The organism is Pseudobutyrivibrio sp. (assembly GCF_015057185.1).
Lineage (GTDB): Bacteria > Bacillota > Clostridia > Lachnospirales > Lachnospiraceae > Pseudobutyrivibrio.
The window spans coordinates 1-13,094 of sequence record NZ_SVEV01000022.1; the positions used below are offsets into that span (position 1 = coordinate 1).

Genomic DNA, 13,094 nt, shown 5'->3' on the forward strand with positions numbered 1-13,094 from the left:
TAAATACTAAAAATCCAGGAAATTTTAAAGACCAGTGGAATTTACCATTTCACTGGAATTTACAATTTCAAGTTAGCGATTTTACTGAATTTGCAGCATTATGCTCCTATATTCGAGATACAGAAAACTTGGCTGATGAAACTATGAAATTTGTGGATAATGTAGCAGCTGATGATATTTTTGAGCGAATGAATTATCTTTCAGCATTTTCTATTGAGGTAGGAAAATTTGAATTTGCTGGACTTAGTAATTTAGCTGCTGAAAAATTAATGCCGCATATCAATAGGCTAATGGAAGTTTTGATTAATTCAGGTATAGGGGATATTGAAGGTGCAAGGATTAATGTGGTACCAACAGAAAGTAATATATCTAGTACAGGAGTTATTTCTTCACTAAGCCTTGAATATGATGTTGATTTAAGTGAGTCAGAGCCGAAAGATAATAAGGTTCAGGAAAAAGATTTAGGCATGGGATTTGTTCTTACGCCTGGTATGGGACATGGAATGACGGCTACACAGCTAATCAATGAAGATATTGATGATGTCATTGTTAGAGTAAATATTTCTAATGGCTCATCTTATGATGTAAATCTTTCTGAGGTAGATCCAAGAAATGCTACAGCTATAGAAATGTTTGCTTATTGTCAGTATGCTGATGAAAATGGTACGGGAATAGCTGGAAATCATTTTGGTAGTTGGAGTGCCCTCAAGAGTTTTATGGACCCATTAGGTGGACTAGAACTTTCATCTGTTGAAGAAGCGGCAACTAAGAAATTAAACTGGGTGCAAGCTATTTCTGAGGCTGACGTATCATTTAAAAGAGAATCAACTGGTGAAGTTATGGATGTCCAGGATGTATTAAAGATGCTCATTGAGACGTACAGTAAGCTAGAATCAAAGAATGAAGAGGATGATTGGCGAGGCATGTCTGATGAGGAATGGGAAAAGCTTCTTGATCGAGTTGATAATGATATTAATGCTATGATTGAGCGTATTAGAGAAGAAGCCGAAAAAGCAAAAGAGACTCATCAGAAAGAAGATGAATTAGACGAACAGGTCACAGAAGAAATATAGATATCTATTCAATACATTATTACTGCTATTGATTACATCTCTATAAATGAGCAGATGTAATGGTCGATAGATATTACATCATGGAAGTTATGAGTGCTTTTGGCATTGTTTCAAGGAGGAAATCTAATTTGAAGCAATGCCATTTTTAATGGAGGTGTAAGAACTATGTATGGTATGTCAGTGCAACAGGCAATATTTAACTATTCCGGTTCTTTAATACAAGGAATGCAGAAATATACTAAAATTAATAGCTCAAACAGTAGTTTCTCAGAAACACTTTCGAAGATTGACTCTGCAAAGAGCTCTGGAAAGAAAAGAATCCAGCCAGAAGAAAGTACAGTAGATAAATACATATCAAAACATAAGGATAGAAAAGCTGATGTTGATAAGATGGTTAGTGCTGGTGAAAATGTTATAAAGCAGTACCTTGGTGAAAATTACAATCCTGATGATTTGACATTAGAAGAATATAAGAGTCTCATTAATGATGTGATTTCTAAGATTCCTTATGATTCCAGTCAACTTAATGATGTTGAATATATAAATATTACGGAAGAAGGCTATAAACAGATGAAATCGGATCCTAAATATGAGGCATGGGTACTTGGATATTTTAAAATTGACAGGGCTGTGCATTTTCCATTTGGAGCTCAGGGACACTACCATGCTGAACACTTTGGAGCTTCAATAGAAGAACATCATGGGGAAGGCTATCCTTTAGAGTATGCTGATTCTAAAGATGATGAAAGCTGGTGGGAAAAGAGACAGAAACGTCATGATATGTTAATGGAGCTTATGGAAAAATATTATGAAAAACGTCATATGGAAAGAGAAGCAGCTACGAAGAAAAATGCAGAAAGAATGATTGCTTCGGATGCTTTTAGTTTATTCGGAGCTAAGGGGGTCGATAATGTTTTCTCTGAAACTAGTTATTTGGGTGGAGAGATTAGTGCCGCAGCTGAATTTTTTATGATGATGTTCACAGGAACAGGAAATGGAGCAGCACAGTAGAACGCAATGCGTTTATTCTATTTATGACATTTATCAGTCCATTTATGACAATAAATTCTAGTTGAGATATATTTAAGGTATACTTTTTAATAAGATGAAAAAGGGGAAAGAAAATGGTTGTAGGTATATGTGATGATGAAATAATAGTTAGAGAATCTTTAGAAAAGTATGTATCTGAATTACTTGGTACTGCCAAATGTGTTCAATTTTCCTCTGGAGATGAAATTTTACACTATTACTTATGCCCAAACAAACCTGAAATAGATATTCTGCTTCTAGATTTAGCTATGGCTGAAACGGATGGTATGGTTGTTGCAGAAACCATTCAGGCTAAAATAAAGGAAAAAGAGCAAAGTTTGAGAATTACAAAACCTTTAATTATTTTTGTGACTGGGATACAGGACAGAATGGCTGAAGCATTTAATGTTAATGCCTTCGATTACATAGTTAAGCCTATAAACAAAGATAAATTTAAAAATACAGTATTGAGTGCTGCAGAGGAAATAAAAAGAATTGATTTGATGCCTAATTCTTGCAGAGAAGAAAAACTTATAACAATAAAAAATGGTGGAACTACTTTTTCATTGAATGAGAAAGATATAGTTTGCATTGAAAGTGTAGGAAGAAAAGTTGTTATTCATGCACTTGGACGGAAAATTGAAATTTATGGAAAAATTGGCGAATGGGAACAGAACTTGGGTGATACATTTTTCAGAGTGCATAAAAGTTATCTCGTAAACATGAAGCATGTGAAAAAATATACCAGAGGAGACATCACAATGGCTAGCGGTCAACAGGCATTACTGTCAAAGTATAGGTATAATGATTTTGTCCAAAGTTATATGAATTATATTGCAGATAGGGAGAGTTGATATGACAGAGGCTACATTTCAAATTATACAGAAGATATATGAGCTTACATTAATTCTTATTCAATTAGAGATTATTGTGAGCTTATTTTTCATTTTTGTTCCAAACGAAGGAATTACAATACGTAAGAGGAATCTTTTTATAGCAACTATATCAGTAGAGCGTTTGGTGATTAGTTTTGTTACAGCTGAAACAAAAGGGGTGTTTTTGGTTATTTCTGCCGTGACAGTATTATTGTTTTTTTATAAGAGAGATAGGGAAATGTTGCCATTGTTGGTATATCTTTATTTCTTATGGAATAGTATTTTTAGTATTTGCTTTATTTTTACAGGGTTTTTATCTGATAGTATTTCTGATTTTCTTTTAGAGCGCATAGATTATGCCTCAGGCGATGCTATGGAAAGCGTGTATAATCAGCTTACAATCTGGATAGTAATAATGGCATTTATCTATGTGGTTTGTGTAACCTTCGAGCTGGTGATAGTGAAAAGAATAGTTAGAAAGAAATACCTTATGACGGTTAAGCAGGCAGGCTTGTTGTCGGTATATTCAGTAGTTGCAGTATTGATGATGTATATGCTAAGTGAAATATCTATTATTCCGTTGGATAAAGAAGTCTTTATCTTTAGTGAGCAGGACATAGGTATAAGAATTAAATTGCCAGTGATGGCTGTATTACTCTTTTTAGGCCAACTTTCTGGAGTAGTGTTATGGCAGGAGTTCCAAAAGTTAAAAGAACAAGAACTTGAAAATCAGAAAATTATAGCAAGTACAAATTATGCAAAAAAGTATATAGAAGATTTAGATTCTTATCATACTAAAATCCGTATACTTAGACATGATATGGCTGGCAAACTTATGACATTACGCGGATTGATAGAGTCTCATAGTAATGAAGAGGTAATAGAATATTTATCTCAAATGGGAATAGAACTTAATAGTACTATGCATAAGTTTAATACTGGAAATGCGTTGATAGATGTAATTGTTAACGAAAAGAGTGCATTGGCAGAAGAAAAAGGGATATTATTTGAAAGTGATTTTTTATGGTCTAATGTAATTAGTATTCCTCCATATGACATAGGGGTTATTATGACAAACTTGTTGGACAATGCGATTACAGAGTGCATGGAATATAATCATGAAAGAAGGATAATATTAAGGGGCATCAAAAAAGATAGTTTCTTTATAGTGGAAGTTAAGAATACCTTTACAGGGACGATAACTAAATTTGATGATGGGCTCCCTGTGACAACAAAATCTGGAGAACATGGATTGGGGTTAAAAAGTGTTAAACAGATAGCGGAGAAATATTTTGGTGGTATTACTATAGAGAATAAGGACGGATGGTGTAGCGCAATGGTGATGTTGCAGAATTTAGACCAGTTATGACACCCTGGTGCCCAGTTGTTACAAAGCTATTCTTTATCATGTTTTGATGGACGATACTAGATTTAACAGTAGTTAATCATCCAAGCAGATAAGGAGGCACTTATGAATTTTGGAATGGATTATTTCAGCTTGTTAACTGGAGCCTTTAGTACTATCGATAATAGTAATATAGTGCGTTGAATAATTACGGACTATCTTCGTTCTTTGGAAGCTGGTTTATTTAACAGATTAGAAATATAAAAGCAATAGGTGTTAAGGAAAGCATCTGCATTCTATGGATGGATAGAGTGCAGATGCTTTTGTTTTGTGAGGTGTTACATATGAGAATTGGCGAAAGTAATGTAAATAGCTATTCAAACAGACAATATTCAAAGACATATGGTGGAGGAGTGGCACATGGCGCTTCCTTTGGAGGCGTTGTTGAAAGTAGAGTTGAAAAGGAGCAAACTAATTATAGAGCAGAGGGAAAAGTTAAAACTCAGGATGGGAGAGAAATAGATGTTGACTTAAAGATGGAAATGGCAAGAACCAAAAAGCATGATACTTTTATTCAGATGAGTTCTCCATTGGATGTATTGTGTGATCCATTAATTATCAATATAGATGCAAAATCTGCAAGCCTAAGTGATTCAAAGTTTAAATTTGACTTAGATGCAGATGGAAAGGATGATGAGATTTCTTGTCTTGGCAAAGGGAGCGGATTTCTGGCATTAGATAAAAATGGTGATGGACATATAAATGATGGCACTGAGTTATTTGGTGTGAAGAGCGGAGATGGTTTTAAAGATCTGGCTGAGTATGATAAGGATAATAATGGCTGGATTGATGAAGAGGATGAGATTTTTAATGATTTAAAGGTATGGTATCGAGATGAAAATGGGATTGACCGTTTAATAGATCTGAAAGAAGCTGGCGTAGGAGCAATTTATTTAGGTTCTGAATCTACTGAATTCACAATGGAAGGAAACGATGAGGCATTAGATGGTAAATTAAGAAGAACAGGGTTCTTCCTGAAAGAAAATGGTGAGGCAGGTACCATCCAGCATGTCGATTTAGCTATAAAAGGCAGAGAAAATGAATTGTTGACAGTAGAAGAACAAATGGAAAAGGTCTTGGATAACATAAAATCTAATCAGAGCCGAAGCAGGAGAAATAATAATAATGCTCAGAGAGAGGCAAAAGCAAGAGCTCAGAAGGCTGCAAAAAGGAAAGCGGATTTAAAGAAGCATTATGAAAAACAAGAGGAATATCGAAAAATGGTGAAGGAATGGCACGAGAGCAAACCTAATCAAAATTTACTTAACTAGGATTAACTTTGGTACTTCTTTGGTACCAAAAATTCTAAAAACCATAAAAAATAATGCGAATATGAATAATCACATTAAAAGAAACACCGAAATTATGCCCTTCGAGGTTTTCCTCGGAGGGCTTTTTTTATTATCTTAGATTAGCTATGATAAAAGAAAAAGGAGAGGAATTATGAAGCTTAGAAATATTCTGATTGTAGTTAAAGATATAGAAAAATCCAAGAAGTTCTATCATGACTTGTTTGGACTTGATATGATTCTAGATAATGATGGCAATATGATACTTACCGAAGGGCTTGTTTTACAGGATGAGGCTATCTGGAAGAAGTTTTTAGATAAAGATATTAAGTATGAGAGTAATGCTTCTGAGTTGTATTTTGAGGAGCGTAACATAGAGGACTTTGTGGAAAAGCTTGATAGACTTTATCCTGATATTAAGTATGTAAACAGATTGATGACACATTCGTGGGGACAAAAAGTAGTTAGATTTTACGATTTAGATGGTAATCTAATTGAAGTGGGCACCCCTATGGGATAAATAAGGCTACAATAGATTTAGACTAGATAATTTATAAATAATAAGGCGTGGTTATATTCACCGAATATAAATACATATTGACATAATACTGTGGATTATTTATACTACCAACTAAATAATTAAGAAGGAAAAACAAATGGTTAGACTTTATCTCACAATTAATCACACAAATAATGCCAATCCCGTGAATAATAATCAGGGGATTAGTTTTGATGTGATTGATGAGAGACATGGTTGAATTATCTTTAATATATTAATCTGGTACACAAAGCCTCATCAAATCATTAGTGATTTTGATGGGGCTTTTATTATATATAAATCAGGAGGATATTTATGGAACTAATTAGAGTACAGGATTCAGACTACAAAAAAACATACGACTTGCTAATGACTTTTGACAATGATGAGAATGGCTTTATTAATCCTGTTTATGGATACGATTATGAGCGATTCCTTGAATGGATTGAAATAAAAAAAGATTGGTCCCTAGGTAAGAATCTTCCTGAAGGATTTGTGCCAGATACAACATTTGTATTGGAGGATGAAAGTGAGTATGTGGCAATTTTTAACTTGAGACATTGCCTAAATGATTTTCTTAGAAAGGGACCTGGCCATATAGGTTATGGTGTAGGTAAAGCGTATAGAGGAAGAGGATATGCTACAAAGGGGCTGAAATTAGCACTTGCTGAGGCGAGAAAGAAAAACATCCATGAAGCCTATCTTTCTGTAAACAAAGACAATACACCTAGTTTGAAAACGCAGCTTAACAATGGAGCATACATTCACCATGAGGACGAAGAGAAATATTACACAAGAATAAACCTAATAGATGATAAGGCCCCTAGGCAGGATATTGTAAGGGATTTTTACACCGCATATGATGAGCATGATAGATTGGAAAAGTCGGTTCATGGAAAGCTTGAATTTGCAACTACAATGTACTACATCCACAAATATTTAAAGCCAGAAGATAAAATCCTAGAAGTGGGAGCAGGAACAGGCAGATATTCCATTGCACTTGCAAAAGAAGGTCATGAAGTTACTGCGGTTGAACTAGTTGAAAAAAATATTGATATTCTAAGAGAAAGTAGCGAAGATATTTTAAACCTCAGGGCAATACAAGGGGACGCCACAGATTTAAGTGACTTAAAGGATGATACATTTGATATTACTCTAGTCTTTGGTCCAATGTATCATCTGTATGAGGATGCTGATGTTCAAAAGGCTATTGATGAGGCAATCAGAGTAACAAAGCCAGGTGGAACTATATTATTTGCCTTTATCTCAATATATGCCATATTGTATTCAAACTATTTCTATGGTAACTGGGACAAAGCAGAGGAAATAAACTTCGCTGAAGACTATAAAATAAAGCATTTAAAGGAACAGCTTTTTACGGGATATGATATAGTGGAGTTTGAAGATTTGTTCAAAGAAAAAGCTGTTGATTGGATTACCACCGCCGGGACTGATGCATTGCTTGAACCAATTGAGCATCGTGTTGATTTCAGCTTAGAAGGAGAAAACTTTGATAAATTCTTTAAATGGTATTTGCACATTGCGGAAAAACGTGAGCTTCTAGGTGCAACAAATCATTTACTATACATATGCAGAAAGAGATAACATGAAAGCTTATTATCATTTGCCAGGGCTTTTTGAGTATAATACAATTGATAATAATTCCTGAGAAATAAGAGGATAAAACAATGAAGAACAATGATAAAACAAATGTAATGCGTGTGCTTGATTCTAAAAAGATAAAATATGAAAGTCATTCTTATGAGGCCGACGCCACACTTACTGGCGAGCAGATAGCAGGCATTCTTGGGGAAGAGGCTGATAAGGTTTTTAAAACACTTGTAACTCAAGGAAAAACTGGAACATATTATGTTTTTGTCGTTCCAGTTAAGGAAGAACTTGATTTAAAGAAGGCTGCCAAGGCGGCTGGAGAAAAATCTATTGCTATGATTAAGCAAAAGGAGTTACTTGGCCTTACTGGATATGTACATGGCGGTTGTTCGCCTATCGGTATGAAAAAGCAGTTTACAACATTTATACATGAAACAGCAGAAAACTTTGACAAGATATTTGTTAGTGCTGGAAAAGTAGGTTTTCAAATTGAATTGGCGCCAGGTGATTTAATCAAAGTGGCAAATTGCAAGGTGGCAGACATAATATAATTCAGGCAGAGGGACAAATGGAAAATAAAGAACTACAAGATTTATATCAAAATATGCTTCAAATTCATGGCAAAGTCGATAACATATTTCAAACAGTTGAGGTGCCATCCATGCTTAGAAATGAGTATAATAACAAGGTTTCTCAATACGAGAATATGTTTGAATCTGTTGAAACCATGAAATCAATTGCCAAGACTGAGGAAGCCAAGGATAGTTTGGTAAATCAACAGATTGAAATTCTAAAAGTCAGAATAAAATGCGAGGTAGCACTGGCAGAAAAAGCTAACGCATTAAAAAAATAGAATTATTGAAGTGGTTAAAGGAGGAGTCTAATGAACGAAAATATTTACAAGCGAAATGAACTTTTGGCTCATAAGGTTATCAAGGGACTTGAGTCTAGAAATATGACGGGTTATTATGCTGCCGATAAAGAAGAGGCACTTAAAATAGCTTTAGAATTAGTTCCTGAAAATTCAACTGTTACAATGGGTGGTGCTATGTCTGCTAGAGAGATTGGGCTGGTGGATGCAATAAAAAATGGAAATTATCATTTTATTGAAAGAGAAGGAGCATCTACTGCAGAAGAGAAGCGCAAAGCTACGCTTGAAGGATATGATGCAGATTATTTCTTGTCTAGCGCAAATGCCATAACAGAAGATGGGGTAATGGTAAATATTGATGGAAATTCCAATAGAGTTTCATTTATTGCTTTTGGCCCTAAGCATGTAATATGTATAGTTGGAATGAACAAGGTTTGCCCAGATGTAGACGCTGCTATGAAGCGTGCAAGAAATGTGGCTGCGCCAATAAATGCACAGCGCTTTGGGTTAAGCACACCATGTGCTAAAACTGGCTCTTGTATGAACTGCAAATCTCCTGATACAATTTGTTGTCAGTTTTTAATTACAAGATACTCTCGTCATACTGATAGAATTCACGTAATACTAGTAAATGATGCATTAGGTTTTTAGATATATTTAAATAATTAAAAATTAGAATTTTTTTAAGGCTTCCGAAGGTTATCGGGAGCCTTTTGATTATAAAGTTGATGAGTGATAAAGCTTTTAGTAGCATCTATATTGGTTTATATAGATTTTTTGGGAAAACTATGTAATATCCGTAGATTTTTTACGGCATTATAAGTGTAAGGCGCTTACAAATAAGAACAAAGGGGGAAGAAATGAAAGACCAGGAAATAATTGAAATGTATTTCAAAAGAAATGAAAGAGCAATAGAAGAGACCGATTATAAATACGGAAATTATTTGGAGTCAATTGCCGTAAATATCCTAAATGACCGACAAGACACTGAGGAGTGCATAAATGATACTTATTTAAAAACATGGGATAGAATACCACCTACAAGACCAAGAATGCTAAAAGCCTTCTTGGCAAAAATTACTAGAGAACTTGCATTTGATAAATATAGAGCTTCTCGAAGTAAAAAGCGTGGTAGCGGCACTATACATGAAGTTTTAGATGAACTTGAGGAATGCATACCAGCAACAAATGGTGTTGAGCAATCAATTTTAGAGAGCGAGCTACAAGGGATAATAGCAGACTTTGTCAAGGGGCTGCCAGAAAAGGAAGCTTATATTTTCCTAAGCAGATACTTCTACGTAGAAGATATTGCAACCATATCAAAGAAATTCGACATAACTAAAAACAATGTTTCAGTGACACTTAGTAGGTTGAGAGCGAAGCTACAAGTTCGTTTGATGAAGGAGGGGTATTTGGTATCATGAAAAAAGAAAATCTATTTTTAGCTTTTAATGGTGTGGATGATATTTTGATTGCTAATTGCGCCAAATATCAGTCTAACAATAAAATAATAAAATTTAATAAAAAGTTTTCAATGGCAGCTTGTATATGTCTTATACTTTTGACAACCATAACAGCAACTGCTGCTATTCATCATTTCTGGGGACGAGGTCTGAGTAGCTATTTTAATGCCTCTGATGAGCAACAACAGACGCTTACAGATCAGGGTCAGGCAATAGTATTTTCTGAAGAAGAGGACTACTCAAGTTATGCCATAACAGACAGTGGAATAACATTAACTCCTGTTGCTATAGTGGCTGATGATAACAAGATTAATCTTACAATAAAGTATTCCGGTGCAGATTTAGGAGAAGGATGCGAACCAAATATTCAAATTGATGATATATACATACAAGGTTATGAGGGCGATACATTAGGCATTAGTATGGGAATCAGGGATGATGAATTCATGTTTACGATTGATGGAACAGATTCTATTGATTCAAGCATGACTCTAACTGGTAAAATGTTGCATATAGAATTAAGTGATTTTAGCATCGTAAATAGTGATTTCTCAGAGGATATTATAGGCGGTAAATGGACATTTGATTTACCTATTCCTGAGGTAAGTAATGCAATTGAGATTGAATTAAATCAACAATTACCTGAGCTTGAATGTGAAGTAGCTTCTATTAAGATAAGTCCAATTTCAGCAGAGATGCGCTATAACATAACTGAAGAAGTTAAAGAAAAATGGTTCGAAATTCCACTTGGACAACAAAGCGTACCATATATTTCAAGCTTAATTCTAGAGGATGGGACAGTTATCGATTGTGAAGATTTCGATAATTTACATGATATTGATGGGCTAAATAACAATGCACTATATTCTGTAGAATTTAACAATATAATTGATCCAAATTCCGTTAAATCAGTCGAGCTAAAGGATATTAATGGAAATACGGCTACAATAGATTTGCACAATTTTTAACCTCAAAATTATATAGATTGATGATTAAATTTAGAAATGATATGTCGATAAATAAGTGTAAACATATATAAAGGCTAAGGATGGCGTCTATTTCAATGGAATGAAGTTGAGATAGACGCTTTTATTTTAATCAAAATCTAGGAGGGTGCGATGAGTTCAATAAACAATTCTTATGAATATTATCAGTCGAATCAAGGTTTATTATCTATGCTCAATAAAAGTAAGAGTGGTAATCCTCTAATTAATCAGCTGATTGCTAATAATGAGATGGAATACCAGCAAAAAATGGAAAAATATGGTCTTGGAACTGGTAACACCAATAATAAATATAAGAATGTTGAAACATCAGCAAATAATTTGGAAGATGCGTTGGCGAGCCTTGGCAAAGATGAACTGTATACATCTGAAAGTGGCGAAGAATACGACAATACACAACTAATAAAAACAATTAATAATTACGTTACCGCATACAACAGTACTATTACATCCCTTGTAAATTGTGGCGGCTCACTTAAAAATATTTTCAGCACAGAGCTTAATGAGGCATTCAAGAATAAGACGGAGGCATTTAGTAATATTGGAATTACAATGTCAAAGGATGGAAAGCTTTCAGTGGACCAGGAAAAGCTAAAGGCTGCTAATCCATCAGATGTAAAAAGCATATTCAATACAGAATCAGATTATTATAAATCTATAATGAGCAGCACCAGCTCTATGGATGCTATTATTAATAAAGCGTTAGCCATGAAATCTGGAACATATAATTCTAGCGGTTTAATTAACGGAGTATTATAGAGTAAATTAAGGCATTCTACTTTAGGTAGAGTGCTTTTTTATTGGGTTTTTGTTACCATAGTATCTAGAGAAGAGAGGGGGAGCATAATGGATGCAAAATATACAGGACAAATAATTTCAGAAAGAAGAAAAGATAAGGGACTATCACAGAAAGCATCACTTGGTATGATAGGATTTATTGGGATAATCATATCTAATGGGTTAGTTAGTATTCGAAATGGAATTATAGTAAAGCATAAGTAGATATATATAGATAGAAAGTAAAAATGATAGCATATTACCACCTTCCAGGTTTATTTGAATTTTATGAATTATATAAGGCGTTCTTGCCGCTGTATAGAGAGCATCCAGAGTACTTTTATGATTGGTGTGAGATTGGGTCTATCTATGGCGCACCAGCCGATTGCATTTGGGGTGGCGGGAGAGTTGGTTTCGGAGATGAACGAGCAACAGATGTAATCAAATTACTTAATGAATATGATATCTCTGCTAGATTGACGTTTAGCAATTCTTTGTTACAACAAGCCCATCTACAAGACAAGAAATGTAATCGATTATGTGAGTTATTTGAAAAGACTGTAAAAGTGCAAAACGGTATAATTATTTATTCTGATTTGTTACTAGAATATATTAAGAAAAACTATCCAGACTTTTATTTTGTATCATCAACAACAAAGGTGCTTATAGATTTTAAGGATTTTGAAGCAGAGCTTAATAGAGATGACTTCAAATATGTTGTACCTGACTTTCGTTTGAACAAAGAGCTTGATAAATTAGGTGAGTTGTCCACAATTCAGAAGGATAAAGTAGAATTTTTGTGCAATGAATGCTGTTCCTTTTCTTGTATGGAACGCAAAGAATGCTATGAAAATGTTAGCAGGAAGAGCTTAGGAGAAGACTGTGATGACCACATTTGCCCATCACCCCAGGCTAAGACTGGCTATAGATTTTCAGATGCCATGAAAAATCCAGGCTTTATCAGCATTGAGGACATTAAGAACACATACATGCCATTAGGATTTTCCAATTTTAAAATAGAAGGTCGAAGTCTTGGCAGTGCCATCATACTTGAATTTTTGCTATATTATATGACCAAACCAGAATATCAGCTAAAGGTTAGAGAAGAAATATACCTGGATAGTATGCTAGATTTATTTTGAAACACATAAACCGTTCA

Annotated in this window: 15 protein-coding genes; all 15 read left to right on the forward strand. The window is 34.4% G+C overall.

Annotation, left to right across the window (positions count from 1 at the left end; genetic code table 11):
- A partial coding sequence (locus tag E7276_RS09810) for a hypothetical protein (RefSeq protein WP_294216917.1) occupies positions 1-1,073 on the forward strand: 1,073 nt, incomplete at its 5' end.
- Positions 1,074-1,238: 165 nt separating this feature from the next.
- Positions 1,239-2,084 (forward strand): hypothetical protein, encoded by an 846-nt coding sequence (locus E7276_RS09815; protein ID WP_294216919.1) that lies wholly within the window; start codon positions 1,239-1,241, stop codon positions 2,082-2,084.
- A 113-nt stretch (positions 2,085-2,197) separates the two neighbouring features.
- On the forward strand, positions 2,198-2,956 hold the full coding sequence (locus tag E7276_RS09820) for a LytR/AlgR family response regulator transcription factor (protein ID WP_294216921.1): 759 nt from the start codon (positions 2,198-2,200) through the stop codon (positions 2,954-2,956).
- A 1-nt stretch (position 2,957) separates the two neighbouring features.
- A complete protein-coding gene (locus E7276_RS09825; RefSeq protein WP_294216923.1) occupies positions 2,958-4,346 on the forward strand; it encodes a sensor histidine kinase in 1,389 nt (462 codons plus the stop codon).
- 320 nt (positions 4,347-4,666) lie between these two features.
- Positions 4,667-5,653 (forward strand): hypothetical protein, encoded by a 987-nt coding sequence (locus tag E7276_RS09830; RefSeq protein ID WP_294216924.1) that lies wholly within the window; start codon positions 4,667-4,669, stop codon positions 5,651-5,653.
- A 172-nt stretch (positions 5,654-5,825) separates the two neighbouring features.
- Entirely contained in the window at positions 5,826-6,191 is a 366-nt protein-coding gene (locus E7276_RS09835; RefSeq protein ID WP_294216927.1) for a VOC family protein, read from the forward strand.
- A 333-nt stretch (positions 6,192-6,524) separates the two neighbouring features.
- Complete coding sequence (locus E7276_RS09840; protein WP_294216930.1) at positions 6,525-7,814, forward strand: GNAT family N-acetyltransferase; 1,290 nt, start codon at positions 6,525-6,527, stop codon at positions 7,812-7,814.
- Positions 7,815-7,897: 83 nt separating this feature from the next.
- Positions 7,898-8,371 (forward strand): Cys-tRNA(Pro) deacylase, encoded by a 474-nt coding sequence (ybaK, locus tag E7276_RS09845; RefSeq protein WP_294216931.1) that lies wholly within the window; start codon positions 7,898-7,900, stop codon positions 8,369-8,371.
- Between the two features lie 17 nt (positions 8,372-8,388).
- Complete coding sequence (locus E7276_RS09850; RefSeq protein WP_294216933.1) at positions 8,389-8,673, forward strand: hypothetical protein; 285 nt, start codon at positions 8,389-8,391, stop codon at positions 8,671-8,673.
- A 30-nt stretch (positions 8,674-8,703) separates the two neighbouring features.
- A complete protein-coding gene (locus E7276_RS09855; RefSeq protein WP_294216937.1) occupies positions 8,704-9,342 on the forward strand; it encodes a lactate utilization protein in 639 nt (212 codons plus the stop codon).
- A 209-nt stretch (positions 9,343-9,551) separates the two neighbouring features.
- Complete coding sequence (locus tag E7276_RS09860; RefSeq protein ID WP_294216941.1) at positions 9,552-10,115, forward strand: RNA polymerase sigma factor; 564 nt, start codon at positions 9,552-9,554, stop codon at positions 10,113-10,115.
- On the forward strand, positions 10,112-11,122 hold the full coding sequence (locus E7276_RS09865) for a DUF4179 domain-containing protein (RefSeq protein ID WP_294216944.1): 1,011 nt from the start codon (positions 10,112-10,114) through the stop codon (positions 11,120-11,122). Before E7276_RS09860 ends, E7276_RS09865 begins: the two co-directional genes overlap by 4 nt.
- Before the next feature lie 150 nt (positions 11,123-11,272).
- On the forward strand, positions 11,273-11,917 hold the full coding sequence (fliD, locus tag E7276_RS09870) for a flagellar filament capping protein FliD (RefSeq protein ID WP_294216946.1): 645 nt from the start codon (positions 11,273-11,275) through the stop codon (positions 11,915-11,917).
- An 87-nt stretch (positions 11,918-12,004) separates the two neighbouring features.
- Positions 12,005-12,160 (forward strand): hypothetical protein, encoded by a 156-nt coding sequence (locus tag E7276_RS09875; RefSeq protein WP_294216948.1) that lies wholly within the window; start codon positions 12,005-12,007, stop codon positions 12,158-12,160.
- A gap of 23 nt (positions 12,161-12,183) precedes the next feature.
- Entirely contained in the window at positions 12,184-13,077 is an 894-nt protein-coding gene (locus E7276_RS09880) for a hypothetical protein (RefSeq protein WP_294216950.1), read from the forward strand.
- Positions 13,078-13,094 lie beyond the last annotated feature (17 nt).